The organism is Affinundibacterium flavidum, assembly GCF_014284175.1.
GTDB lineage: Bacteria > Pseudomonadota > Gammaproteobacteria > Burkholderiales > Burkholderiaceae_D > Undibacterium > Undibacterium flavidum.
Genome location: NZ_JACOGA010000011.1, coordinates 1 through 25,693 on the forward strand (window position 1 = coordinate 1; position 25,693 = coordinate 25,693).

Genomic DNA, 25,693 nt, shown 5'->3' on the forward strand with positions numbered 1-25,693 from the left:
GTCATCTTAGCGCGCAGCGCATGCAGAATTAGGCTGGTCGAAAACGCCAGCGGATAGAAGGTGGTGAAACCTAAGTTTCACGAGCCAATGACCAGAGACTTATTACGACTAGTGAACGTACTACACAGCGAAGCAGGAGTGAGAAATGATGAATGAAAATTGAATACATTTCATTTGCAAGTCGTACTTGACATGCTTCATAGAAGGTGGGTACATCGCAGATCGAATTTTGGGTTATCAGCATTCAATTTTGTTGGGTGCTGTTTTTATGTCAATAGGACTATTTTTAATTGCCTATCCAGATCCCAAAATATTTAAGTTAGGTTTGGCAACTATCATTATTGGTAACGGCTTATTCAAACCAAATATCTCCACACTAGTGGGTAAACTTTATGACGCGACAGATTCGCGTCGAGATATTGGCTTCACGATTTTTTATATGGGTATCAATACAGGCGGCTGCATTGCACCACTTTTTACAGGCTTATTAGCAGAGAAAATATTCGGTTCTAGTGCGATGCCTGCATATAAGGCTGTTTTCATTGCTGGTGGCTTTGGGATGGTGATGTGCTTGGTGTGGTTTTCTATTGGCAGGCGGATGCTAAAGGGAATCGGTAGACCAATGGTAGAAGCTGGGAATTTATTGCGACTCTTTGGCGTAACTGTCGGTGTACTCATTGCGATACCAGTGACCTATGCGTTGCTTTCCTACAGTGCCGGAACAATACAATGGGTATTGGGTGGAATGTTCATCGCCTTGTCTGTGGCATTACTGGTAGAGGGATTTCGCAATGGTAAGGTTGCTAGAGACAAAGTTTTGGCGATGCTTTGTATTTTTACTTTTAACATTATTTTCTTTATGTTTTTTGAGCAGGCGGGAAGCTCCTTTACCTTTTTAGCGAGTGATATTGTTGATCGAAACCTGAATGGATTTATTTTCCCAACTGGTTGGTTTCAAAGCGTCAATTCCTTAGTCATCGTTTTATTGGCACCGGTGGTCGCTGGTATTTGGATTTTTCTGACGCGCCGCAAAATGGAAGTATCAGTGCCGCAGAAATTCGCATTAGGATTAATAGGCAATGCCTTGGCATTTGGGTTATTGATGTTTGTATTATCAAGCCTGGTTGATGCCAATAATAAGATACCGTTTTGGTCTTTGATTATGGTGTACGTTTTTCAATCAATTGGTGAGTTATGTCTTTCGCCAATTGGATTATCTATGGTGACAAAATTAGCGCCGGTACGTTTAGTTGGACTTGGTATGGGAGGGTGGTTTCTTTCGACAGGTATAGGTAATAATCTATCGGGAATTTTCGCGGGTTATGTGAGTGGTACAAATGGTTTGTCTATTGCTTCAGCATTACAGGGATACACTTTTGGTTTCTATTCTTTACTTGGCGCAGGAATATTCTTATTGCTGATCGCACATTTGGTACAAAAATTAATGCACGGAGTAAAGTGAACCGTTGTCGTCGGTTCTCTTTTCTAAATGGGGTTTTTTGTCGATACTTTGATCGAATGAAAACTCAATCCTCATCCCTTATCTACATAGATCCAATCAAAAAATAAGGGCTCGCCTTGGATCATTTTGTCTGCATGGCGAGTCGTTATTTGCGAATGAATCCCTGTAATGAATCGGCAGGATTGCTCTCTGCGCACATTTTTAACATGAAATTGTTTTCGATGACGACACCGTCTTTTAATGCATAGATTGAGTGTCCATTCATTTTAAGGTTGTGGGAATATACGCGAGTAGTTGTCCGGAAGTCGTTCTGCGATTTGTTCAGGATGGATGATGGAGTTCTAGCCTAGCCAATTGGGTATACAAAGGATTGACGTAGTATTGTCCGTTCTTTTTCAGAGTATTGCCCTCATTGCATTCTCATCGTGCACCAGCGCATTTCGACCATTCAGCCGATGTTTGTGACATTGAAGTTGATATGAGATTCGACATTTCAGCAAGTACAATAGCTTGCATTTCTGATCTGGTTTTTTCATCTGGGCCGTTAGCCATATCGATAGTCCAGTCTGAGTAAATTGCTGGAATTTTTTTTCGAGTGACTGGATTTAATTGGGTGCAGAGACTGATTGAGGTTAATGAATATATTTCGACGCGGGGCATTGTGAAAATATAAGTCGCCTTGTCAATGCCAAACATCCCGATTTTTGTCATAACCGCCAATCCTTCTAGGAATCGTTCTGAAGAAGTTTTTCCTGGACTGACAATAATAACTATGTCTGCCAACTCTTGAGATTTAAGGTTGGAGAGCAGCGGTGCCATTTTTTCGGCGACAGATGGGGAGAAAAACTTCCGTGGTTGTGGCTTCACAATATCAGCTCGCGCCTGAATAAAATCTCGCGGTGCATCAACAAAGAGAATATTTAAGCCTTGACTGGCGAACTCTCGATTGATCGAGGTTTTTGTGGTTTCAGCAATTGAGGTATCTATTACAGGGATCAGTTTTTTTTCACGGATAAAATCACCAAATCCTTGGTCATAATAGGTAATTCCTTCCGGTAGTTCAGAAAGAAATATTACTCTTAATTCGTTTGGATTGGTATTCATGTTTTGTGCTTGCAGGTTGCCGAAGGAACTGGCGAAAAATACGAGCAACAAAGGAAATGATAGCCTGCCAACTTTACTTATGAACTTAAATGTCATTTATTTTCTTTCTTGATTAGGCAAATATTTATGGTTGGAAATAACAGTTATAAGTGCGATGAGTAGTTTAAAGTGATGCACTTGGTGCTCGCGCTATTTGATTAAGTAATGTTTCTTTTCTTGTCGCTCAATCAGCTAATAATACAATTTGGATCAATTTTTTAGTGTAATACTTGTTGAACAGGATGAAAATATTGTTGTCGAACATGTGATTTTGTTTGATCCGAATACGCTATTTTATCTATACAGCAACGTGCATTTGTTTTTTAAATCGTGGTGTTTGGGGATGCAGGGGAATGACTCTTAACTCGATATATTCGGACACTAATGTAAAGCAGTCAATATGAAACTTGGATCAAATGCTTGACTTAGTACGCACATTGAAACGGAAAAACTATGACCCAACAATACCAAACCCCAGGCGTCTACATCAGCGAGATCAACGCCTTCCCCAATTCCGTAACCCCAGTCCCCACCGCCATACCAGCCTTTATCGGCTACACCCCCAAAGCAGAATATCAAGGCAAGTCCTATCTCAACACGCCGCAAAAGATATCTTCATTTGCTGAGTTTGCGGCGATTTATTTGTTGGATAATCCTGCGCCGCCCGCTGATCCAGTGAAGCAATATAGCCCTGAATATTATCTGGTGGCACAAACATCGCAAGCTAGTGTTGGGCTGTATGTGAATATTGATGGTGTGGATTATGCGATCTTGCCTGATCCGAATACGCTCTATTATTTGTACAACAGTGTGCGTTTGTTTTATCAAAATGGTGGCGGTGATGCTTACATCGTTTCTGTCGGCACCTATGGTGCGCCGAGTAAAACGTCGTTGACTGATCCTACTGTGCAGGTGGTGAATCCGAATGTGCGTTTGAATGATTTGACTGTGGGTTTGGCTGTATTAAAGAATGAGCCAGAACCGACGATGATGATCTTTCCCGAGGCGACTTTGTTGTCTTTGTCAGACAATGCGACCTTGATGCAAGCGGCTTTGTTGCAAGCATCGACGATGCAGACGGCGGTGTGTATTTTCGATGTGATTGGTGGTGCCGATGTTTACACTGCGGTTCATCCTGTTCTGAATACGGCAGATATAGAAAATTTTCGGAATGCGACTGGCAATCAAGGTTTGGATTATGGTGTTTGCTATTATCCGTTCATCGGTACTACGATCATGCAAAACAGTGATATCAATTTTACGAACTTGTTTGGTGGCGACATCCCACAGCTTGGCGCGCTCTTGAATCCCACCAACAATCCTAACCCCGCTGCGGCACAGATTTTGGATGTGATACAAAATCCGCCAGCTAACCCACTAGCGAATAGTCAGTTACAAGCAGCTTTGCTGATAGCAAGTCCGACTTATCAGCAAATCGTCAATGGGGTGTTAGCCTGCGCGAATATTCTGCCCACTAGCGGCGCGATGGCGGGTGTCTACACTGTCAACGATAATCAAAATGGCGTATGGAATGCGCCAGCCAATACCAGTATCGTGGGTGCGGTGTCATTGCCGATTAATTTAACGGATGCGCAGCAAGCGAATTTGAATGTAGATGCGGTGTCCGGTAAATCCATCAATGCGATTCGGTTTTTTAATGGACAAGGAATTTTGATCTGGGGAGCTCGTACGCTTGATGGTAACAGTCAAGATTGGCGCTACATATCTGTTCGTCGTACAGCAACTTACATTGAACAATCTATTCGTTCAACGATGGGAGCCTATGTCTTTGAGGCAAATGACGCTAACACCTGGAGTACATTGACAGCCATGATAGACAATTTCTTGAGAAGTATTTGGCAGGCAGGCGGCCTTCAGGGAGCCACCCCTGCTGATGCGTATGACGTGAAATGTGGACTTGGAGTGACGATGACAGCAGACGATATCTTGAATGGCATTATCAAAGCTACAGTCATGCTAGCGGTAGTAAGGCCTGCCGAATTTATTATTCTAAATTTCCAGCAACAGCAAGCAATAAGTTAACATGAATCACGATACATCCTCAGTCGAATGTGGAAATATCTTTTTATGCAGCATGAACAAGAATCAGCGCAATCACAAGCAAAAGCTATCTCAAAGGATTTCTCATCATGACTAAATTAATTATTTTGACTTCTCTGGTGGCTCAATTTTGTGTTGCTAGCGCATCCGGCGCTTCCACGGCGCCAATGAAACCTGCAATGCTCGCGGAAACTGCATTGGTCGCGGAGCAGAGTGCAGTCGCCCAAAACAGTAATCGTATTCTGGTCGAAGACATGCAAAAAATTGCTGGGACACTTTGGCGTGGTAAATTAACTTATCTAGACTACAGTGCGAACGTGTTACGTAGTATTCCATCCAATTTATTAGTTGCTGAGTCTAAAGACGACTCTTCGATTTGGCTATGGAGTTATGGCTACGACGATGAGCCGCATGCGAATGCGAAGGATGGTATCAAATTGAGTGCAGATGGCCGTCAACTAGGCGATGAGAATCTGATTGAACGACGTGTCACCGAGGATGGCACATTAATTTTAGTCACCAGTATGTCAGGGCAGGATGACAAGCGACAGGCACAATTTCGTTTCACCTACACCATCACGAAGAATGCATTCACGCGCCAAAAAGAAGTGAAGCTAGAGAGCGGTGGGGATTATTTTGTGCGACACACTTACGCTTGGACGCGATAATCGAATTCAAACATTGAATTGCCTAAGCTCCTGAAAATCTCAAGCATTTGTCGACTCCTTGATTTACAAGATTGTTGAGTATCTCCAACAAAGAAGCTTCTAACAACGAAGTTTCAAACGTCACAAAGCAAAAAGCCTCTTGATTTCTCAAGAGGCTTGAATACTTTTGGTGCCGAGAGCCGGAATCGAACCGGCACGCCTTGCGGCGCTGGATTTTGAGTCCAGTGCGTCTACCAGTTCCGCCATCTCGGCAACGCATGAACAGAATTATGACAGGCTGATCCGATTATTGCAAGCACCTGATCGAAATTGCTGTTATATTTTATGGTTTCGCTCTTCAAAAATGCCTGTTTGCTTAATTCTTCAGCAAAATCGGTATTTTTACTTTCCTGCCGTTTTTATCTTTTCTCTATCTTGCGATACAGGGTAAAAAATTCATCTTTATCGGCTGCGCGTTGGCCTTCCCAGATCATTTCCCAATTGCCTGGAAAATCTTTATCGATAGGCTCTTTGGTTTTACCTTGAAAGCGTCGATTGCCTTGAGTCAGTAATAAGTCACAGTTTTGTTCGTTAAATCCGGCAAAATGTACTTTGCTGAAATAGGCGAAAGATGCGCGTTGTGATGCGCCGAGTTTGCTATCGATACAGCGGTAAGGCGCAGTAATTTTTGCGGCCATGTCTTCGGCGACGACCGAGTAACTCACACGGTGATTGACTAGGGGCAGCCAAAGAGACATCAGTAAGAACCAGCATAAGATAACGCCGCCGCTAGATAACACGACTGCCCGCCACAGAACGGATGGCTGACGTGAAATGCGCCAGTACACGATCCGAAACCAGATGACGGTAATGACCAGTGCGATGATGAAGGTGAAAGCATTAAATGTTGGCATGTAGCCAGGTGCCCAACTTAATACTTTGTGACTGGTGCGAATTGGCCAGCCCGATTGAAACGCAATCCAGCCGAACCAGAATAAACCTGCAGCGCCCGTCATGACCATGACCGCGAACCAATCAACCGCGTTAATTGCACTACGCTTCATGGTTGGTAAGCCAAAGGCGGCAAGGGTTGCCAGCGGCGGCAGGAGTGGTAATAAATAGCCTTCTTCGTGGGTGCGATTAAGTAGCGCTAACAGCGTGACGCAGGCGAGAAAGCATAGCGGTAATGAAATGTGCAATGTGCGCTCTTGTTTACGCCAGGCGTAAATCGCCCATGCAGCAAACGGCCAGGCTGGCCATGCGAACCAGATCCCGTAACGGAAAAAGTGAATAATATTTTCAAGGATGGGGAAGCCGATTTGATGATAGTTCCACTCCATCCAGCCTTGATAGGGAGAACTGGAAAACGGCTGCACAGTTTGTATGCTCATGACCCATAAGCCAGCCGTTATCAGCGTTAAAGGTAGGCTGATTAACAGTAATTGTGCAGCTAATTTTTGTTGTCGGTAGGTGTTAAGCATGAGCAGTGATAGCAAGATTCCAAGTGGGATCACCCAGCCGCGCGTTAAGATTAATAGCCCTAGGGTGATGCCAATTTTTACCGCATTGATTTTTGTTGGAGTATCGAAAAATCTTACGCACAAGTAGAGACAATAAGCGATCAGGGCGATGTGCAGTGGGCCGCTACTAGTTGTGTGGCTTGGCAATAATAAGCCCAGGCAGCCCAGATAAATGAGTAGCGCACCATCTGCCAGCGTGCGGCCGAAATCGCGTGGTTCGGGTTGACCGCCAAAGGCGAGTTTGAGTGGTTGTGCTTCAGCACGACGACCTAATAGATAGGTCGTGTACCAAACGGAGATAGATCCCAGTAAAAATGCGAGACCAGTAGAAATTCGTGCCGCCATCGGATCGCCTATCAGGCCACCAAATAATTTAATGCAGAGCGCGCCTAACCAAAATGCGAGAGGACCTTCTTCAGGGACAGGTAGTCCGACTACATGTGGCCATAACCAGTCATTTAGTGTGCCATGCGCCATTGTCCACATCACGCCAAAGCCTGCGGCATCAGCACCTTTCCAAGGATCGCGACCGATTAAACCTGGCAGAATATAGAGTAAGCAGAGCGCGAAAATGCTCCAGCGGGGAAGGGCAAGCGTAGCAGCGGCGGGGAGTCGGACTGGCTTCATAGTTTTTTTATTAGATAAAACTCGGTAAAACTTGATGATACAAAAAAGGCAGCCTGAGCTGCCTTTTTTCTTACTGCTGATGCGAATAAACCGATTATTGGTTAGAAATGGCTGTCTTAGAACCAACAGTACCAAATTTCTTACGGAATTTATCAACGCGACCTGCAGTATCAACAATTTTGTGTTTACCAGTGTAGAAAGGATGAGATTCAGCAGAAACCTCGATCTTTACTAATGGGTAAGTTGCGCCTTCGAATTCGATCGTGTCACGTGTGTTGATAGTAGAACGTGTGATGAATTTGAAATCGTTAGATACGTCGTGGAACAAAACTTCACGATAGTTTGGGTGGATACCGTCTTTCATGCTTGCCTCAAAATTAGTTTGGTAGCCAATACGCACTTCGGCGGTCGTCCTGCTTCTTGACCCGATTGCTTATCACTTGCCAGGGTTTAAATCATATAAAAAGTTTCTTAGCGTCAAGCTAAGCCGACAATTATACAATAAAATCATAGGATTGCACGATTTTGAGCGTGTCAGCGGACTTCTGGGAAGAGTATGTCAACAAATATCCATGCAGGAATGAGTACCGTGCTTCATGTGGTCGAAGTAATCGGTGTGTTTGTATTTGCCAGTTCTGGCTTGGTCGAGGCTAGGCGTAAGAAGATGGATCTGGTGGGCGTGTTCACGGTGGCCTTTATTACAGCATTTGGTGGCGGAACAGTGCGCGACATTTTGTTGGATAGGCGTCCTCTGTTTTGGATAGAAAACTATGAATATCCGACCTTGGTATTTATATTTTGTATTTTAGTGTCGCCATTTTTCCGGCAATTGCGTCAGGTCGTGACTGAGCGCGTCATTCTGTATGCAGATGCTTTAGGGCTGGGGCTATTTAGTGTTGGCGGTGCTTCATTGGCTTATGGTATGAACATGCCTTTGTTTGTATGTGTGATGATGGGTGTGATTACAGGCATATTCGGCGGTGTTCTGCGCGATATGATTTGTAATGAAATCCCTATGGTATTTCGTCGCGGTCAGCTCTATGCGACCTGCGCGTTTCTCGGTTGTTGGGCTTATCTGGGACTGACCTTGCTAGGCACGACAGAATTGTTTGCCGTTCTTTGTGGCATTGCCATGACTGTATTGCTGCGCTTGATGGCAGTAAGATTTGACTGGAAATTGCCTGGTTAATCCGTAAGTATGATCTTCAAATTAGCTTGATATTTTCTTGCGCGGCGGTTTATTTACCAATCCAAATAAAACTGCATCGATCATGACTTCTGCATGCGCCGCTAAATCATAAGCACTGGGGTCAATCAACCATTCGTGTACTAAGCCAATCAGGAAAGCATGATTGATTTGAACCGCTATTTGAATATCGGTATCTGGGGGGAGTACGCCTTTGACCACAGCAGCGCGGAAAATGTCCCCAATCTTATCCATGCATTCATTACGGCTCTCGCGCTCTTGTATGAAAGATTGCATCTCTGCAGTTTTCTCGCAGCGATGAAAAATAATATCAAAGACTTTCGTTTGCCTTGTATTTGCGGTAACTTGCGCTATAAAGTGTAAGTTCAATTGGCGAATTGCCGCCAGGGGATCGTCTATCGAGCTACTGGTGATTTCATTGAGCAGAATTTCTATAGGTAAAAAAGCGCGATCGCACAAAGCATGGAATAATTCTTTTTTGTCTTTGAAGTGCCAGTAAATAGCACCGCGCGTCATGCCTGCAGCGCACGCAACATCATTTAAAGTTGTATTCGCAACACCTTTTTCACAGAACACATATTCCGCCGCATTGAGCAGGGCTTCATAGGTTTGCTGGGTGTCTTCTTTGGTTTTTCTGACCATGATGGAACTCCTCTATGTCGCGATGCTTACGCGATCTATTTGTCTATTAAATTTACTTTTTTATAGGGCTGGCGCAAACTTTTCTGGCATTTTTGAATCTATCCGACGTTCTGCACGATGAGTTACTTGAAGTGTCAGTGTACTCCGAGCAGCCAAGCGACTAGTTGGAAAAATTTTGCGAGTGCCTTGTTTTATATTTTTCAAAAATTTTACAATTCAGAACTATACAAACATTCGTGAATGTATATAATAGCATACTGCGACCATCATTTAAAGAGGAAATTCATGAGCAAGACATTTAAGCAAAGTAAAGAGAATCGCCAGGGAATGATGGCTTTTCCTTTTAAATTCAATAAATTAGCAATAGTATTGGCTTTGGTATTGCCAGTTTTTGGCTTAACCGCCTGCAATAAACAAGGTGCTGCCGGACCGCAAGCGGGCGGGGCAATGCCACCACCCGAAGTTAATGTAGTGACCTTGCAGGGACGTGATTTGCCGATTGATTTTGAATTTGTCGGACAAACAGCAGGTATTCGTGAAACCGAAGTGCGAGCGCGTATCAGTGGCATTTTGGAGCAACGTGTTTATGAAGAAGGCACGAAAGTAAAAGCAGGTCAGGTTTTATTTCAAATTGATCCGGGTGCTTATCAAACGCAATTGGCTTCAGCAGAAGCTGCATTAGGCGTGAGCGAAGCCAAGTTAAATCAGGCTAAGCGTGAATACGCACGCCTGACGCCGTTAGCGAATGAAAAAGCGATTAGCCAACGTGAATACGATGATGCGAAATCAGCCTTAGAAATGGCAGAAGCCAGCTATAAACAAGTACGTGCACAAGTTAATGAAGCCAAACTGAATCTGAGCTATACCAAAGTAGTCGCGCCAATTTCAGGTGTCACTGGTGTGGCAAGCAAACCGAATGGCAGTTTAGTGACGCCTGCAGATAGCTTGTTAACGACTATCGTGCAAACCGATCCTATCTATGTCAATTTCAGTGTCAGTGAAGCCGATTATTTGAAGCTGAATGCTGATTTAGCGAACGGTAAATTACATCTGCCTGGCAAGCGTGCAGCGAATGGCGGTATGAATTTCGACGTGAAATTGAAGATGGCCAACGGCGAGATTTTCCCGACTTCTGGCAAGATGAATTTCTTGAGCGAAAAGGTGAATACGACGACAGGTGGTTTTGATGCCCGTGCTCAAATCGCTAATCCAGACGGCGCTTTACGTCCAGGCCAATTTGTTCGCGTGATGTTGCAAGGTGCAACCCGTCAGGCAGCTATCGCCGTTCCACAACGCGCGGTGATCGATAGCCCCATGGGCAAATTGGTGTTTGGCGTTTCCCCAGATAATAAGCTCGTGCCACGTCCGGTTGAACTGGATGGTTGGTCACGCGGTGAATGGATAGTGACGAAGGGTTTGCAAGCTGGTGAGCGCGTGTTGGTCGATGGTTTTATCAAAGCACATGACCCGGGAATGACAGTCAAACCAGTGGCGATTGATGCGAAAGCGGCGGTCAATCCTGCACCCGCAATGCCAACTGCGGCGTCTGCTGCAGGCTCGGCATCCGCATCTGCTAAGGCTGCACACTAATTCGATTTTAAGGAACAAATATGTTTTCCAAATTTTTTATTAATCGACCGATATTCGCGACCGTTGTGTCGTTGATTATCGTGATCGCCGGATTGGCCGCCTTGCGCGTGTTGCCAATCTCGCGCTATCCCGAAATTTCGCCACCAGTGGTGAACGTGGTAGCGTTTTATCCAGGTGCGTCTGCCGAAGTATTGGAACGCACAGTTGCTGCGCCAATTGAAGAGCAGATCAATGGCGTTGAACACATGCTGTACATGGATTCGGTGTCTGCTGCCGATGGTCGCGTTTCCATCAACGTGACTTTCGAAGTGGGCACGGATCTGGATATTGCAGCGGTCAACGTCAACAACCGCGTGCGTCAGGCAGAAGCTAAATTGCCACAAGAAGTACGACGTCAAGGTGTGACTGTTTCTAAGAGCTCAGCCAATTTCTTGGTCGTTGCTGCCTTCTATTCTGAAGACAATCGCTACGATAGTTTGTATTTGTCCAATTACGTGACACAAAATGTACTCGATGCGATTAAACGTATTCCTGGAACGACGAATGTCCAAGTGTTCGGTGCCAAAGATTACGCAATGCGTATTTGGATGCGTCCTGATCGTATGGCGCAACTGGGTGTGACGGTTAGCGATATCGCCAGTGCAGTAGGTGAGCAAAACGCGCAATACGCTGCCGGTAAAATCGGTGCGCCGCCGAATAACACCGAAGAATTAACCATGACCGTGACGGCGAAGGGACGTTTGTTAGAGCCTTCTGAATTCGCCAATATCATCGTTAAGGCAGCGAAAGGTGGTAGCACGATACGCTTGAGTGATGTGGCGCGGGTTGAATTGGGTTCCAAAGATTACAACTTGTATGGCCGTATTAATGGTCACCCATCAGCCAACATCGGTATCTTCTTGCAGACAGGTGCGAATGCACTTGATACACGTAAAGCAGTTGAAAACACTTTGCAAGAATTGAAAGCGAAGTTCCCAGAAGGTATGACGTACAAAACACCGTATGACACGACGCCATTTGTGACTGAATCGATTTATGAAGTGTTGAAGACTTTGGCGGAAGCGATGATCTTGGTATTCATCGTCGTCTATGTATTCTTGCAAAGCTGGCGCGCTACGATCATTCCTACATTGGCGGTTCCTGTATCGCTGATCGGTACGATGGCTGGTTTGCATATGCTTGGTTACAGTATCAACACCTTGACGCTATTCGGTATGGTGCTGGCAATTGGTATCGTGGTCGATGATGCGATTGTGGTGTTGGAAAACGTTGAACGCTTGATGAATGAAGAAGGCATGTCACCGAAAGATGCGGCGATCGAAGCGATGCATGAAGTGACCGGTCCGGTCATTGCGATTGTGTTGGTGCTGGTGGCTGCGTTTGGCCCGATTGCATTCTTGGGCGGTTTGGCTGGCGAGTTGTATCGTCAATTCTCCGTGACGATTTCTATCGCTGTGATCTTGTCCGGTATCGTTGCTTTGACTCTGACACCAGCGTTATGCGCGATTTTATTGAAGCCAGGTGCGGAAAACCATAATCGTTTCTTCGATTGGTTTAACCACGCATTCGCCCATTTGACCAAGCGCTACACTGCCGGTGTTACTTTCTTCTTGAAACGTGCGGTACTCGGTGTGAGTTTGTTCGTCGGCATGATTGCCTTGGCAGGATTGTTGTGGAAAACCGTTCCTGGCGGCTTAGTGCCAGATGAAGATCAAGGTTATTTCATTGGTGCTGCGATCTTGCCCGAAGGTGCTTCTTTAGAGCGCACCAATATGATGGTCAAGCAAATGGAAACCGCCTTAGAGTCAAATAAAAACATCGATACGCGTTTTGCTTTGATTGGCCTGGATTTCTTGGGCGGTGGCGGATTGAAATCCTCTGCGGCGACAATGTTCTTTCCATTGCGTCCTTGGGATGAGCGCGATAAATCTGCCAAAGAATTGGTAGGCGAATCCTTTATGCGCACTGGCAATATCAAAGAAGGCTTGCCATTATTTTTCAGTCCACCTGCCATTCAAGGATTGGGACAAACTGGTGGTTTTGAATTCTATTTGCAAAACAAGGGCGAGGGCGGTGTTAAGCGTTTGGCGGGATTATTGCCAGCCTTGATTGCCGAAGCGAACAAGCAACCTGAGTTGGCCGGCGTGAAGACCTTATGGCAAGCCAATTCTCCACAACTGTTTGTCGATGTCGATAATGAAAAAGCGCGTTCTATGGGCGTGGTTTTATCCGATGTCTACAATACTTTGGCTGCGACTTTGGGTAGCTACTATGTGAACGATTTCAATAAGAATGGTCGTGTCTACACAGTGCAATTGCAAGCCGAAGGACAATATCGCGCTAAACCTGAAGATATTGGTAATTTGTATGTGCGTTCAACGACGGGGCAGATGATTCCTATCCGTGCTTTCACAACGACCAAGTTCATCACGGGTCCTGATTCTGTACAGCGTTTCAACGCTTTGCCTGCGATTAAATTGCTGGGTGATGCCAAACCTGGTTTCAGCTCAGGTCAGGCGATTGCCGCAATGGAGCGCGCTGCAAAAGCAGTATTGCCAGCGGATGTCACTTACGATTGGGGCGGCGCATCGTTCCAAGAAAAACGTAGTAGCAATGCTGGTGGTCTCGCATTGGGCGCTGGTGTCTTGATGATTTTCTTGATCTTGGCAGCGCAGTACGAAAAATGGTCATTGCCGTTCTCAGTCTTGTTGGCGATGCCATTCGGTATTTTCGGCGCCTTGATGGCGGTGTATTTGCGTCACTTTAATAATGACGTGTACTTCCAGATTGGTCTGGTTACCTTGCTGGGATTATCCGCGAAGAATGCGATTTTGATTGTGGAATTTGCCGTCATGAAAGTGCAGGAAGGCTATGCACCAGTGGCAGCAGCATTGGAAGCAGCACGCTTGCGCTTCCGTCCGATTCTGATGACGTCATTGGCATTTATTTTGGGCGTGGTACCGTTGGCATTCTCAAGCGGTGCAGGTGCGGCAGCGCGTCAATCTTTGGGTACTGGTGTATTGGGCGGCATGATCGCCGCGACTTTCTTAGCGATTTTCTTAGTGCCTTTGTTCTTCAAATTGATTTACGACCGCCGCTTCAAAACGCTGGAAAGTGACTTCGATCATCCTGAACATCACTATGCGAATAATCCATTTGAAAATCCGTTCCGAAAAGTGGAAAAGGATGTGAAAAGTACAGATGCAGCTAAAGAAAATAATGAGGTGAAATCATGAAATTAGGGAAGATTTTTCCTCAAGCATCAAGCGTGAAGTTGTTGCCATTGGTGTTGAGTCTGAGCCTCGCAGGTTGTATTTCCGTCGGCCCAGATTACCAGCGCCCACAGTTAGAGTTGCCAAAAGCGGAACAGAGTTCTCATGCTCAGCTTAATACTCAGCAGGCGGCATTAAAAGATTGGTGGAAAGGCTTAAAAGATCCTGTTCTTGATCAATTGATCGCTGACGCGCTCAAGCAAAATCAAGATTTGCTGATCGCCACAGCACGTATTGATGAAGCCAAAGCAAATGCAGGAATGTCGATGTCAAATCGCTTTCCTACGGTCGATGCGACCTTGGCTGCAAGTCGGTCTCGCACTAGCGAAAACTCAGGGAAATTGCCGTCAAATGCTAATCCAGTCGCGAAGGATTATCAATTCGGATTGAGTGCGGCTTACGAATTAGATTTGTTTGGCAAATTAAGTCGTGCCGATGAAGCCGCCAAAGCACGTTTGTTTGCGCAGCAGTCAACGCGTGATGCGGTGCAAATCAGTTTGATCGCCAACGTTGCACAAACTTACTTTTCACTACGTGCTTTCGATGCGCAATTAGCCTTTGCCGAAACGACTTTAAAGAGCCGTCAAGAAAATCTCACACTGCAACGCAAACGTCACGCAGCGGGATCTATCGGCGATATCGATTTGCACTACGCAGAGTCGGAGCTGGCGGCTGGTGAGATCGCATTTTCACAGGCAAAACAAGCACTGCGTAATGTGGAATCCGCACTGGCGGTCTTAGTCGGACAAACGCCACAGCAAGTGATGAATCCAAACTTGCCACGTGGTTTGACGATACAAGAATTGGTGAAAAATATGCCAGCAGCGGCAGAGTTGCCATCGGATTTGTTAGCGCGTCGTCCAGACCTCATCGCTGCAGAACAAAACTTGGTTGCTGCGAATGCCGATGTTGGACAAGCAAAGTCGGCTTACTACCCAAGCTTACGTTTGACTACATCCTTAGGTCGTGAATCACGCGTACTAGAAGACTTGTTCAGCCCAGCATCGATGTTGTGGAATGTTGCAGCGAGCTTAGTGCAACCAGTATTTCGCGCTGGCGCAGTTGGAGCCGTGGTTGAAGGTGCTGAATCCCGCAAGCGTCAGGCACTGGGGCAATATGTACAAACCGTACAAAATGCTTTCCGCGACGTGCATGATAGTTTGAATAATGCAGCGAGCAATGCAGAAATCGATGCTTCCACGCAGGCACGTTTAACCGCAGTGCGTGAAACCTTTCGCTTATCGAATCTGCGCTATCAAAGTGGCTACAGTGCCTATGTTGAAGTTTTGAATGCTCAAAGAGATTTGATGCAGGCAGAGATTGCTGCTATCGATAGTCAACGTGCGAAGCTGAGTTCGGGTGTGGCTTTGTATAAGGCTGTTGGGGGTGGTTGGGGGCAGTAGTTTTTTTATTTGATTGTATTTTTTGGAAAGCCGGACTGTAATAGGTTCGGCTTTTTTGTTTTTGTGGAGTGATTGTTCGTTGCTGATTTGTTTTTTTTGCTTAATTTACGTGCTCTGGTCGGGTGTGGCCCGACAGCCAATTACCTTTTTTGCTTCGCCAAAAAAGGTAATCCAAAAAAGGCGACCGTAGACTCGCCCCTTCGGGGTGCTTACGCTACGCTTCAGCATAATTTGTGCATCACAAAAAATGGGAAAGTGTTGAAACTCGCTGCGCTCAGACAACAACACTTTCTTATCCATTTTCTGTGAGGCACAAATTACATCGTCTCAAACGGGGGTAGGTCAAAAGCAAAGTCAAAAACAATGACCTTCAACCGTCATTTGAAAAATGGGTGTCTGTTGATACTGATTGTTTTGATGTTGGGGTTGTTGTTGGTTTTGATTTTGTGCCGTTCCACTTCTGACACTGCCAATTGTGCAGGACAGAAAATGGATAAAGAAAGTGGCGTTGTTTGAGCGAAGCGAGTTTCGACACTTTCCCATTTTTTGTCCTGCACAATTGGGAACCCGAAGGGCAGTGGCAGCGTGGTCGCCTTTCTTTGCTTACTTTCTTTGGCGAAGCAAAGAAAGGAATTTGTTGGACTATAGTTCAACCTATCGAGCCACACCCGACCTGTGAACGAAGGGTACGCGTGCAAGTAGTTTTAACAAACGATTTTATGATGATTAGATATGCTACATATAATTAGCCTTTTCACACATGCAATTAAGCTTGGCTAATCGTATCTGACTATGGCGCCGTAGAATCGGATTCAATTTCCGTAGTGTTATTTTGACTAAATTTATTTGAGATGGTAGTGTGTAAGAAAATTTTTAGAAAGGCTGATCAGAAATTTACATGATCATTTTTTGCTTGAAATTGGCGTTCGTTGTGTAGCACGCGCTCTAAAAAATGGCGAATAGAATTCATATTGTTTATAGTGGAAATTAAGAAATGAAAATATTAGGTTTTATATATAGGAGCTTAGTTTTTGGTGGACTCATGTTGCTTTTAAATGCCCTGTTTCCAAGTCACGGTGTTTGGAATGCCATTGGCCTTGCTTGTATTGGTGGTTTTGGTCTGATTTTTGCGGTATTTTCTTGGGCATTTATCGAGAAATTTTTTGCTAATTCAAAGGCTCAAAATAAGTAGAGTCAGTAGGTGCGATTAGCAAAGCGTAATCGCACGCATGGGTGTGCATGATATTGAATTCATTCGCTATTTTGAAGAGCGATATTTTTTAGATTTGATGTTTTAGGGTTGAAGCTATTAATCATGGGTGCGATTACGCTACGCTAATCGCACCCATAAAACCAAATCAAAAACAAAAACAAAAAAGCCAGACACACAGTCTGGCTTTTTCACATGAAGCTTACCAACAAGGAATAATTTAATTACCCACCACGACGCATCATCTCAAAAAACTCTGCGTTGTTTTTAGTAGCCTTCATCTTATCCAAGATGAATTCCATCGCCTCGATTTCGTCCATGCCGTATAAGAGCTTACGCAAGATCCAGATTTTTTGGAGTTGATCAGGTTTAATCAACAACTCTTCGCGACGTGTGCCGGACTTATTGAGGTTGATCGCAGGGTAAGTACGTTTCTCTGCTAGGCGACGTTCCAAATGCACTTCCATGTTACCTGTGCCTTTGAATTCTTCGTAAATGACGTCATCCATACGGCTGCCAGTTTCGATCAGGGCAGTCGCGATAATCGTTAAGGAACCGCCTTCTTCTACATTACGTGCTGCGCCGAAGAAGCGTTTTGGGCGTTGCAGAGCGTTAGCATCCACACCACCAGTCAAGACTTTGCCGGATGCAGGAATGACCGTGTTGTAAGCGCGGGCTAAACGCGTGATTGAATCCAACAAAATCACTACGTCTTTTTTCATTTCAACTAAACGCTTGGCTTTTTCCAAGACCATTTCAGCGACTTGTACGTGACGGGTTGCAGGCTCATCGAAAGTCGAGGCAACTACTTCACCGCGTACTGAACGCTGCATTTCAGTTACTTCTTCTGGGCGTTCGTCAATCAGCAAAACGATCATCGTCACATCTGGATGGTTGGTCGTAATCGCATGAGCGATGTGTTGCAACATTACAGACTTACCGGATTTTGGTGAGGCGACTAACAAACCGCGCTGACCTTTACCGATAGGCGCGATCAAATCAATGATGCGACCCGTGGTGTTCTCTTCGCCGCGCATATCGCGCTCTAGTTGTAAGAGTTTGTTCGGGTGCAGTGGTGTTAAGTTTTCAAACAGAATGCGGTGCTTGGACATTTCTGGCGCTTCGCCGTTGACCTTGTCCACTTTCACCAGGGCGAAATAACGTTCGCCGTCTTTTGGTGTTCTTACTTCACCTTCAATCGAGTCGCCAGTATGTAAATTGAAGCGACGGATTTGAGAGGGGGAGATATAAATATCATCGGTGGATGCCATATAGCTGGCATCGGGCGAGCGCAAAAAGCCAAAGCCGTCAGGCAAGACTTCGAGTGCACCATCGCCAAAAATTTGTTCGCCGCCTTTAGCGCGCTTTTTCAAAATCGCGAACATCAATTCTTGCTTACGCATACGCGCAGCATTATCGATATCGAGACCAATGGCCATTTCTAACAGTGCGGAGACGTGTAAGGCCTTTAATTCAGATAAATGCATGTTGTGAGTGTCCCGAGATGGGAAAGTGTGGTGGGGGAGTGAACAGAAGTGAAAAAACGAACTACTCGGTGTTTAGGTCAATACAGCTCGATTTCAAGAATCGGTCACTGCAGTATTTTATTACCTGCTTAGTTACTAGCTCAATTACTTGCTTAGTTACTCGCTTAATCAGGTACGCAATTTTAAGCGTTAATTCCGCTAATTGGGTGCTTATTGTAAGACTTAATTCAGGCGCTGTAAAAATATTTTTGTTACAGCGCCTGATTTACTGACGATTCAGGGGTATTAGCCTGTTCAAATCGGTCAGGCGTGAGCCTAAGTTTTGCTTAGCTTTCGCTCTAAATTTTGCTCTGAATTTCGCTCTGAATTAGTTCGGAGATTAGATGTTGGCGTCAATAAACGTCGTCAATTGACCTTTTGCCAGTGCGCCGACTTTTTGTGCTGCCGCTGCGCCATTTTTGAATAAGATCAAAGTTGGAATGCCACGGATACCGAATTGTGCAGGTACGGCTTGATTTGCATCAACGTCCATCTTGGCGATAGTGATTTTGCCATCATATTCTTTTGCAACTTCTTCCAAAATCGGCGCGATCATCTTGCAAGGGCCACACCATTCAGCCCAGAAGTCTACCAAGACTGGTTTGTCAGATTTCAATACATCGGCTTCGAAAGATGCATCGCTTACATAAATGATATTTGCGCTCATAGAATTCTCGTTATTCTGGTTAATCTCTGAAAGAGGGGGATTTAAATAATTATTAAAGCAGGTTTTTGAATTTTGGGATGTTTTTGCGTATTTCAAGTGCCATTTGGGATTACGCTGGCATTAGCAAACATGACATCAACAGCGGTAAATAATACCCTATTTTTAAAAAAGTGGCTTATTTACTGTTTTTTGTGAAAAATTCCCCGAATTTGATGGATCTCGGTCAATTTTGCCAACGCGCTCGCATAAAATGCCTGCTTACTTTGATTTCGATTGAAACTTCACTATGGCGCGAACAATTCATCTGATTCCTGCATCATCGCAATTTTGGACGCAGGTCGCGAAACAGTTTTTGGCATTGCAAAAGCAAAATGAGATGCCGATAGATTTGTTCGCCGCGGCTGCAGCCAATTCAAATCGGGATTTTTCGCATCTGCGGGTCATCGTGCCGACTTTTGAACATGCGCATTTACTGACTCGCGCCCTGAGTGCCGAAATTGGCGGGCATTTCATTCCACCAAAAATTCAAACCATGTTTGACTGGCTGGGAATGCAGATTCCGTTGCCAGCTTCCATATCTGCCAATAGTGAACGTTTAATGAGTTTGTATGCAGAATTGCGTCAACACGCTTGGTTGAAGACATTATTCGGCGCGCGACGTAATACAGACCTACTGCCGTTGGCACAGACATTATTAACGTTGTCGGATGAATTGACGCAAGTCTGGTTGCCGCAAGCCGTGGGCGAGGGAAATACTCATCAGCTAGAGCCACAAAAGATGCAGGCGACCTGGCACGAAGCCCTGGCGCAATTGGCGCTACCGTTGCAAAAGATCGTATCGGATGAAACTCAGTTAGTCTGGACCTTATGGCAAAGTCAGCTCGATCAACACGATAAGACCGTGCAAGAATTTCAGCAAATGATGCGGCTGGCGGCGACTGCAAGTATGGAATTGTTTTGGGTTGCCCCGACCATGCCAAACGCGATTGAACATGCGTTTTTACAGGCGTATGAACGAACACAGCCTGTACATATTTTTGGCATAGATTGGCGCAGCGAGGCGTTGCCGCACGCGATGCGGAAAGCTTGGAGTACATTGCCCGAGGCTTTGGCTGAAAGCAAAATCACATTGCAAGCGCCTGCGTTTGACTGGAGTCGCCTACATCTCTGCGAGGTCAGTAGTTTAGAGGAAGAAGCTGAACAGGCTGCGCAATGCATTATTGAATGGCTGCAGGCGGGCAAACAAAAAATTGCAGTGATTGCGCAAGACCGCGTGATTTCACGTCGTTTGCGCGCTTTGCTTGAGCGTGCGCAGATTTATGTGGCGGACGAAACAGGTTGGAAATTATCCACAACACGCGCCGCAGCCTGTCTGAGTGCCTGGTTTGAAATGGTGGCAACACGTGCCGACACCATGGCATTGTTGGATTTTCTCAAGTCGCCATTTTTGCCCGTGTTGACCTTGAATTCCTTGATGGCTGAGGTGACGGACAGTGACGACATTCCGGATAAAGCTGAGCTGGTGATGGAAATAGAACTAGCTTTGCGCAGGAATAATGTGGTCGGAGGCTGGGATGCTGTGCTGTCGATCTTGGAGCGTTTGCCTCAGGCGAGAATCTGGATTGCACAAATATCTCGCTTGGCACATAGCTACGGCAGTAGTGCCAGCGCTTCACGTCGTAGCCTGAAAGAATGGACGCAAATCAGTATCCAAACCTTGACTGAGTTGGGAATGCTCACGGCATTACAGGATGATCGAGCTGGTGCACAATTGGTGCAAATGTTGCAGGCACTTGGCACAGATTGTCATGCCTTGGATATGCATTTCAGTTTTTCCGAATGGCGCGCATTCATTAATTTGCAAATGGAAAGTACACCGTTTAAACAGGAGCAAATTGATCAGCGCGTTTTGATGTTGCCTCTAAATGGCGCTCGATTGCGTAGTTTTGATGCCGTGTATTTGATCGGAGGAGATGCAAAACATCTGCCGTCTAAGCCGCAAGAAACTCTATTTTTTACCAATGCGGTGCGACGCGAATGTGGATTAGTCACGCGTGAAGAAAGGCAGTTACAGCAATTACGTGATTTCGCGGAAGTGATTTTATCGAATAATGAAGTCGTGCTGTCGTGGCAGTCGCAAATTAATGGCGAACTGAACGCATTGAGTCCGTGGATAGAACAAGTCAAACTCTACTTGGCGCGCCAAGATCACGCCGCACTTGCTTCGACTAAACGTGCCATGACCATGCATCAACTCAGCGTTGAAAGATTGGTGCAGCCGCGACCAGCTGCAGCGGAATTAATGCCAGCGACTTTATCCGCAAGCGGTTTAAGTAGTTTGATTGCTTGTCCTTATCAATTTTTCGCAGGGCGTATGCTGAAGCTGTCGGCGATTGATGAGTTATCCGACATGCCAGAAAAGCGTGATTATGGGGACTGGTTACACGCGATTTTAAAGACTTACCACGATCGATTGCTATCCGATCAATTGTCATTAACTGCGGATCGTATCGGCTTACTCCATACGATTTCCGATACATGGTTTGCCCGTGTTTTAAAACATAGTCCCGCCGCTTTAGGTTATAGCATGCGCTGGCGCAAGGTGATTCCTGCGTATGTCGCATGGGCCAATCAGCGTGAGGCGGATGGTTGGCAATTCGCATTTGGCGAGGTTTGGGCAGAGGCGCAATTGGCTTGGGATGATGGAGGAATTACGCTGCGCGGCCGTATCGACAGAATAGATGAACGTCAGTTGGAAAGTGGTGAGGTCGAGCGTGCAGTATTGGATTACAAAACGAAAAATAGAACGTCGTTGAAAGCTCGTCTGAAAAATTTTGAAGATCATCAATTAGCATTTTATGGATTATTGCAAGCCAAAATTGAGCACGCAGATAGCGATCTAGGTGAGCACCTAGATAAGCACGCAAGTGAGCACAACAGCCCGATAATTCAAATATTAGAACCAGTAGATACCGCGAATTACGTTGCATTAGAAATCGAACGCGAAAAAACTGGCGATGTCGAAGCTGAAGATTATTCTCGCTGGAAGAATGAACTCGAATTGGCGATACGAAAAAACATGCAGGCAATCCAACACGGTGCAGGACTACCAGCGCAAGGCGTAGAAAGCGTTTGTCAGTATTGCGAAGTGCGTGGCTTATGCAGGAAAGGAGCCTGGTGATGATTTCACAAACTTTAGCTCAGGCGTATGAACTGAATGGTCAAGTAGTTGATGCGAGTAGTTTTACCGCAGCAGCCTGCGATCCGCATCGATCTGTCGTCGTGGAGGCGTGTGCGGGTAGCGGAAAAACTTGGTTGCTGGTCGCCCGTATGCTACGCCTCTTGCTGGATGGCGCAGAACCCGCTGAGCTTTTGGCGATTACATTTACGCGCAAAGCTGCACAAGAAATGCGCCATCGTTTGATGGAATTGCTAACTGAGTTGGCATTAGCAGATGACGTAGCCGCCAGTAATTTATTGCGAGAGCGCGGCGTACCTGAGCATCAACTGGCAGCGAGTTTGCCGCGCGCGCGGCAGCTATACGAAAACCTATTAAACAATCCGCAAGGCTTGTCTATGGATACCTTCCATAGTTGGTTTGGACGTTTATTGCAATTAGCGCCCTTAGCGTCGGGCGTGCCGCATGGTTTTAATTTGCTCGAATCGACTAGCAGTTTGCAACGTGAGGCTTGGGGCCAGTTGATGCAAAAAGCTGGCTTGCAGAATGATCTTGATGATCGTCATCAGGATGGGAATGAAAATAATGACGGCAATTCGCTCAAGCAAGAGCTGCTCTACTTGTATGATGAATTGGGTGATTTCAATACGCAGTTGATGTTGGATGCTTTCTTAGATAAGCGCGCCGAATGGTGGGCGGTGAATCAGGATGCGTCTTCACAATTCGATGGACCTTTAGCGCAATTACGCGGCTTGATGGGCGACGATGCAAGCAGTGATGCACGTTTAGCTCTGTGGAAAGATACGGCTCTCATAGAGCGCATCCAAAATATTGGCATTTGCTTGGGAAAAGGTAGCCCAGAAAATCAAAAACGTGGCGTTGCGATAGAAACTGCGTTGACGAATGCCAAGCTGGCGATGCAAACGAACGCTGACCTAGGTGTTGATCATCTTGTCGATCATTTTGTCGATATTTTCGGCGCAGTCGCCAATGAATTCTATGGCAGTGATGGTACAAATCGGAAGAATCGTAAAACCAAGGCTTTGACGGTCGCAATTGCTGCTTGGTTAGGTGAAAACAATGAATCGGCTTTTCACGATGAATGCAATGCCATCGCTGAGACTTTGAAAGTATTCGAACGGCGCAGCAAAGAAGCTACGGTATTGCGCTTGAATCAAGCATTGTTCGTAGTTGGGCAAGCCTACGTGGAGTGCTATCAGACTTTGAAATCTGAGCAGCGTATGCTCGATTTTGCCGATCTTGAATGGCAGGCTTATCGTTTGTTATCGAACGAAGAATTCGCCGCTTATTTGCATGGTCGTCTTGATGCACGTTACAAGCATATCTTGCTCGACGAATTTCAAGATACCAATCCCTTACAATGGAATATTGTGCGTGCCTGGCTCGATGCCTATGGTGCAGATGCCAGCAGACCTACTGTGTTTATCGTCGGCGACCCTAAGCAATCGATTTACCGCTTCCGGCGCGCCGACCCGCGGGTATTCACCGCCGCGCGTCAGTTATTAGCGGAGCAGGGGGCGGTCGTTTTGCGCACCAATCAAACTCGTCGTAATGCGCCTGCGATTGTCGATGCATTAAACAAGGCTATGGTCGGTAATGCGATTTACACCGACCAGACAACTGCTGCAACTTCACAGGGACGAGTTTTGCGCTTGCCTTTGATTCGCGGAACAGCAGATGCGGAAAGTGGATCTGAAGTGAATGAAGGACCGTTTCCATTGCGTGATCCCTTGACTACACCAGCGCTGGAACAAGACGATCTACGTCGGTATCAAGAAGGGCAACAGTTAGCACAAGTTTTATTGCAGATGCGCAATGAAGCGGCACAAGCATTTAGCTGGTCAGATGTCATGTTGCTGGTAAGACGACGTAGTAATTTGACGGCCTACGAAAACGCTTTGCGTGAAGCAGGGATTCCATTCGTATCGAACCGACGCGGTGGCTTGCTACAGACTTTAGAAATTGCAGACTTGATTGCTTTGCTCAATTTTTTAATGACGCCGGGCGATAACCGTTCCTTAGCACATATTCTTAAATCACCCATGTTTGGTGCTAGTGATCAGGATTTGATTGCACTGGCGCAGCGAGAAGAAAATGCTTGGTGGAAGCGATTGCAGGCGCTCGATAAATCAAGCTTGCCGCATTTGCAAAGAGCCACAGATTTATTGATGAGTTGGATGCAGGCAGCGCACGATTTGCCGGTACATGATTTGCTCGATCAGGTTTTACATCAAGGTGAATTGATATGCCGTTATGCACAAACGTCGTCGGCAACCAATCGCCAACAGATAATTGGCAACATCACCGCATTCACAGAATTGGCTCTCAATATGGATGGCGGACGTTATCCTAGCTTGCCCAAATTTATCGCTGCATTGAAAGAATTCGATCGTGGCGCCGAAACTGACTCTCCCGATGAATCCAGCGTTGCCAGTGGATTAGACGCTGTCAGAATATTGACGATTCATAGCGCGAAAGGCTTGGAAGCGAAAATTGTGGTGATGTTGGACAGTAATCATAGCGACGCGGCGAAAGACAATATTGGCGTATTGTGTGCATGGCCTTTACGGCCAGGCGAACAAAAACATTTCTCTGTTTTTGGCAAAAAAGATGAGAGAGGCGTCGCGCGCGATGCTCTATTTGCGGCCGAAGAAGAACAAGCCAAACAAGAGAATTGGAATCTATTGTATGTCGCCGCAACGCGTGCAAAACAGGTTTTGATTGTCAGTGGAATTGCCAGTGATAAAGCTGCCGATGAAACTGGTGTGCAAACGGCTAGCTGGTATCAACGGTTTTATTACTTGGATGAGAGCGAGGTGTTAGCGCAGACGAATTCCGTTGAAGCTGCCAACGGCCATGCGCAAGAGAGATTTGTTTTGCATACCTTTAATCCTCCAAACATGGCATTGCCTGAGTTGAAAACTGCACCACCCATGTCGGCGGAGCAAGTTGAGGGTGTAGCCTTGCATACTTTAATGGAGAGATTAACGAATAGAGTGATTGATTGGCCGATTCATATTCCATCGGTTGATGTGATTGCCAATTGGTTGCCATGCGCGCCTAGCGTGGCGAAAGTTGTGCGTGAGCAGGCGACTGCGATTTTGCAAGCGAGTTCATTGAAGCGCTTCTTTCATCCGCAAGAGTTTGATTTTGCACACAATGAAATGGAAGTCGTTTATCAAGAGCAATTAATGCGACTCGATCGCATGGTTGTTTCGGATGAAGAGGTATGGATTTTGGATTACAAACGACAGTTATTGGCGTCTGAAAAAAACGACTATTTGCAACAATTGAACACTTATGCGACAGCATTGGCGCCGCTTTATCCTATGAAACAAGTGAAGATGGCGCTAATCTTAGCCGACGGGCAATTTATTCCTATGAATTAATCCCATGAATTAATCTAAAGATGCCGTGTAAATGGCGAGAAATTCCCTTTATAATTAAAGAGTTTCCCTGTAGAGTTCAGACTCTTCTTCATGCAGCTTATTCGACGATCAGATACCATGTGTGATCA

At 45.8% G+C, this 25,693-nt stretch carries 16 protein-coding genes and 1 tRNA gene; 10 read left to right on the forward strand and 7 right to left on the reverse strand.

Annotated features, from left to right (window positions below; translation table 11 throughout):
- The first annotated feature begins 187 nt into the window (after window positions 1-187).
- Window positions 188-1,462, forward strand: coding sequence for a peptide MFS transporter (locus H8K55_RS12570; RefSeq protein ID WP_222612464.1), 1,275 nt, complete (start codon window positions 188-190; stop codon window positions 1,460-1,462).
- 420 nt (window positions 1,463-1,882) lie between these two features.
- Here the strand turns inward: H8K55_RS12570 and H8K55_RS12575 are convergent, their stop codons facing one another.
- Window positions 1,883-2,662: a hypothetical protein gene (locus tag H8K55_RS12575; RefSeq protein ID WP_186942426.1), complete on the reverse strand. Its 780-nt coding sequence runs from the start codon at window positions 2,660-2,662 to the stop codon at window positions 1,883-1,885.
- Between the two features lie 396 nt (window positions 2,663-3,058).
- Here H8K55_RS12575 and H8K55_RS12580 point away from each other — a divergent pair, with 396 nt between their 5' ends.
- Both H8K55_RS12580 and H8K55_RS12585 read left to right on the forward strand, forming a co-directional pair.
- Entirely contained in the window at window positions 3,059-4,648 is a 1,590-nt protein-coding gene (locus H8K55_RS12580; protein ID WP_186942427.1) for a phage tail sheath family protein, read from the forward strand.
- 107 nt (window positions 4,649-4,755) lie between these two features.
- Window positions 4,756-5,334 carry a hypothetical protein gene (locus H8K55_RS12585; protein WP_186942428.1) on the forward strand — a complete coding sequence of 193 codons (579 nt, stop codon included), beginning with the start codon at window positions 4,756-4,758 and terminating at the stop codon, window positions 5,332-5,334.
- 167 nt (window positions 5,335-5,501) lie between these two features.
- On the opposite strand, the gene H8K55_RS12590 is transcribed toward H8K55_RS12585, so the two are convergent.
- The 3 genes from H8K55_RS12590 to H8K55_RS12600 all read right to left on the reverse strand — a co-directional run bounded on the left by H8K55_RS12590 (window position 5,502) and on the right by H8K55_RS12600 (window position 7,824).
- Window positions 5,502-5,586 (reverse strand) — tRNA-Leu (locus H8K55_RS12590).
- 146 nt (window positions 5,587-5,732) lie between these two features.
- Window positions 5,733-7,460, reverse strand: coding sequence for an ArnT family glycosyltransferase (locus H8K55_RS12595; protein WP_186942429.1), 1,728 nt, complete (start codon window positions 7,458-7,460; stop codon window positions 5,733-5,735).
- Window positions 7,461-7,554: 94 nt separating this feature from the next.
- Window positions 7,555-7,824, reverse strand: a complete 270-nt coding sequence (locus H8K55_RS12600) for a type B 50S ribosomal protein L31 (RefSeq protein ID WP_186942430.1) — start codon at window positions 7,822-7,824, stop codon at window positions 7,555-7,557.
- A gap of 192 nt (window positions 7,825-8,016) precedes the next feature.
- Here H8K55_RS12600 and H8K55_RS12605 point away from each other — a divergent pair, with 192 nt between their 5' ends.
- Entirely contained in the window at window positions 8,017-8,649 is a 633-nt protein-coding gene (locus tag H8K55_RS12605; protein ID WP_230408602.1) for a trimeric intracellular cation channel family protein, read from the forward strand.
- Window positions 8,650-8,670: 21 nt separating this feature from the next.
- On the opposite strand, the gene H8K55_RS12610 is transcribed toward H8K55_RS12605, so the two are convergent.
- A complete protein-coding gene (locus H8K55_RS12610; protein ID WP_186942431.1) occupies window positions 8,671-9,309 on the reverse strand; it encodes a TetR family transcriptional regulator in 639 nt (212 codons plus the stop codon).
- A gap of 285 nt (window positions 9,310-9,594) precedes the next feature.
- Here H8K55_RS12610 and H8K55_RS12615 point away from each other — a divergent pair, with 285 nt between their 5' ends.
- The 4 genes from H8K55_RS12615 (at window position 9,595) to H8K55_RS12630 (ending at window position 16,766) form a co-directional block, all read left to right on the forward strand.
- Entirely contained in the window at window positions 9,595-10,899 is a 1,305-nt protein-coding gene (locus H8K55_RS12615; protein ID WP_222612465.1) for an efflux RND transporter periplasmic adaptor subunit, read from the forward strand.
- Between the two features lie 20 nt (window positions 10,900-10,919).
- Window positions 10,920-14,135, forward strand: a complete 3,216-nt coding sequence (locus tag H8K55_RS12620; protein WP_186942432.1) for an efflux RND transporter permease subunit — start codon at window positions 10,920-10,922, stop codon at window positions 14,133-14,135.
- Complete coding sequence (locus H8K55_RS12625) at window positions 14,132-15,574, forward strand: efflux transporter outer membrane subunit (RefSeq protein WP_186942433.1); 1,443 nt, start codon at window positions 14,132-14,134, stop codon at window positions 15,572-15,574. Before H8K55_RS12620 ends, H8K55_RS12625 begins: the two co-directional genes overlap by 4 nt.
- 994 nt (window positions 15,575-16,568) lie before the next feature.
- On the forward strand, window positions 16,569-16,766 hold the full coding sequence (locus H8K55_RS12630) for a hypothetical protein (protein ID WP_186942434.1): 198 nt from the start codon (window positions 16,569-16,571) through the stop codon (window positions 16,764-16,766).
- 242 nt (window positions 16,767-17,008) lie between these two features.
- Here the strand turns inward: H8K55_RS12630 and rho are convergent, their stop codons facing one another.
- Both rho and trxA read right to left on the reverse strand, forming a co-directional pair.
- Window positions 17,009-18,271, reverse strand: coding sequence for a transcription termination factor Rho (rho, locus tag H8K55_RS12635; RefSeq protein WP_186889913.1), 1,263 nt, complete (start codon window positions 18,269-18,271; stop codon window positions 17,009-17,011).
- 379 nt (window positions 18,272-18,650) lie between these two features.
- Window positions 18,651-19,073, reverse strand: coding sequence for a thioredoxin TrxA (gene trxA, locus H8K55_RS12640; RefSeq protein ID WP_268978006.1), 423 nt, complete (start codon window positions 19,071-19,073; stop codon window positions 18,651-18,653).
- A 190-nt stretch (window positions 19,074-19,263) separates the two neighbouring features.
- Here trxA and H8K55_RS12645 point away from each other — a divergent pair, with 190 nt between their 5' ends.
- Together H8K55_RS12645 and H8K55_RS12650 are read left to right on the forward strand one after the other, a co-directional pair.
- Window positions 19,264-22,158 (forward strand): PD-(D/E)XK nuclease family protein, encoded by a 2,895-nt coding sequence (locus H8K55_RS12645; RefSeq protein WP_186942436.1) that lies wholly within the window; start codon window positions 19,264-19,266, stop codon window positions 22,156-22,158.
- On the forward strand, window positions 22,158-25,565 hold the full coding sequence (locus H8K55_RS12650; RefSeq protein ID WP_230408603.1) for a UvrD-helicase domain-containing protein: 3,408 nt from the start codon (window positions 22,158-22,160) through the stop codon (window positions 25,563-25,565). Before H8K55_RS12645 ends, H8K55_RS12650 begins: the two co-directional genes overlap by 1 nt.
- Window positions 25,566-25,693 lie beyond the last annotated feature (128 nt).

Coding starts and splice junctions, on each gene's coding strand:
- H8K55_RS12575 (WP_186942426.1), bottom strand. CDS start 2,662: ATGACATTTAAGTTCATAAGTAAAGTTGGCAGGCTATCATTTCCTTTG.
- H8K55_RS12580 (WP_186942427.1), top strand. CDS start 3,059: ATGACCCAACAATACCAAACCCCAGGCGTCTACATCAGCGAGATCAAC.
- H8K55_RS12585 (WP_186942428.1), top strand. CDS start 4,756: ATGACTAAATTAATTATTTTGACTTCTCTGGTGGCTCAATTTTGTGTT.
- H8K55_RS12595 (WP_186942429.1), bottom strand. CDS start 7,460: ATGAAGCCAGTCCGACTCCCCGCCGCTGCTACGCTTGCCCTTCCCCGC.
- H8K55_RS12600 (WP_186942430.1), bottom strand. CDS start 7,824: ATGAAAGACGGTATCCACCCAAACTATCGTGAAGTTTTGTTCCACGAC.
- H8K55_RS12605 (WP_230408602.1), top strand. CDS start 8,017: ATGTCAACAAATATCCATGCAGGAATGAGTACCGTGCTTCATGTGGTC.
- H8K55_RS12610 (WP_186942431.1), bottom strand. CDS start 9,309: ATGGTCAGAAAAACCAAAGAAGACACCCAGCAAACCTATGAAGCCCTG.
- H8K55_RS12615 (WP_222612465.1), top strand. CDS start 9,595: ATGAGCAAGACATTTAAGCAAAGTAAAGAGAATCGCCAGGGAATGATG.
- H8K55_RS12620 (WP_186942432.1), top strand. CDS start 10,920: ATGTTTTCCAAATTTTTTATTAATCGACCGATATTCGCGACCGTTGTG.
- H8K55_RS12625 (WP_186942433.1), top strand. CDS start 14,132: ATGAAATTAGGGAAGATTTTTCCTCAAGCATCAAGCGTGAAGTTGTTG.
- H8K55_RS12630 (WP_186942434.1), top strand. CDS start 16,569: ATGAAAATATTAGGTTTTATATATAGGAGCTTAGTTTTTGGTGGACTC.
- rho (WP_186889913.1), bottom strand. CDS start 18,271: ATGCATTTATCTGAATTAAAGGCCTTACACGTCTCCGCACTGTTAGAA.
- H8K55_RS12645 (WP_186942436.1), top strand. CDS start 19,264: ATGGCGCGAACAATTCATCTGATTCCTGCATCATCGCAATTTTGGACG.
- H8K55_RS12650 (WP_230408603.1), top strand. CDS start 22,158: ATGATTTCACAAACTTTAGCTCAGGCGTATGAACTGAATGGTCAAGTA.